Origin of the sequence: Tenacibaculum sp. 1_MG-2023, from assembly GCF_030547425.1 — a bacterium.
Lineage (GTDB): Bacteria > Bacteroidota > Bacteroidia > Flavobacteriales > Flavobacteriaceae > Polaribacter.
The window spans coordinates 1-834 of sequence record NZ_JAUORH010000052.1 but is presented as its reverse complement, the minus strand read 5'-3'; the positions used below and the strand labels follow the sequence as shown (position 1 = coordinate 834).

Here is an 834-nt window from a genome sequence, read left to right as displayed (position 1 = left end):
TCTATCAAAGCATTAAGCGAGAGAACGCTCGAAGATCAGAACGTTCTAAAATTAAACCTTTAGTTCTAAAAATACGTATGCAAATGCCTAGAATAGGTACTCGAAAGTTGTATTATTTACTAAAGAATGAGTTTAATAATCAAGGAATAAAAATAGGTAGAGATGCCCTATTTGATTATTTACGCTCAGAATCCATGTTAATCAAACCTAAAAAGAATTACACTAAAACCACTAACTCTAAACATTGGTTACGCAAGTATCCCAATCTAATCAAAGAAACAAAGATAGTGCACCCAGAACAATACTTTGTCAGTGATATTACCTATGTAAAAAGTAGAGAACGAACCCATTATTTATCTTTGGTGACCGATGCTTTTAGTAGAAAAATTATGGGATATCATTTAAGTAATGATATGAGTGCAGAAAATGTAGTTAAAGCTTTAACTATGGCAATTAAAAATAGACTTACATCTGGACCAATGATTCATCATTCTGATAGAGGATTACAATATTGTTCTACAATATATCAAAACAAGTTAGCCGAAAAAGGAATAAAATCATCAATGACCGATGGATACGACTGTTATCAAAATGCTTTAGCAGAAAGAATTAATGGAATTTTGAAACATGAATTTTTAATTTATAAATGTAATACAGGTAAGGAATTAGAAAAACTGATTAAACAATCAATAAATATTTATAATAATCTAAGACCACACTTGAGTTTGAATATGAAAACACCTAACTTTATACACAACAAAAAACCTTTGAAGCTAGCTTCAAAGGTTTAATTAATATTTTATAAAAACTGTCAATCTATTTCAGGACGACTCA

General features: G+C 29.4%; 1 protein-coding gene. It reads left to right on the top strand.

Translation table 11 applies throughout. From position 1 onward, the window contains the following. On the top strand, positions 1 to 791 hold a 791-nt coding region (locus Q4517_RS15405), incomplete at its 5' end, for an IS3 family transposase (protein WP_303511285.1). Positions 792 to 834: the final 43 nt, after the last annotated feature.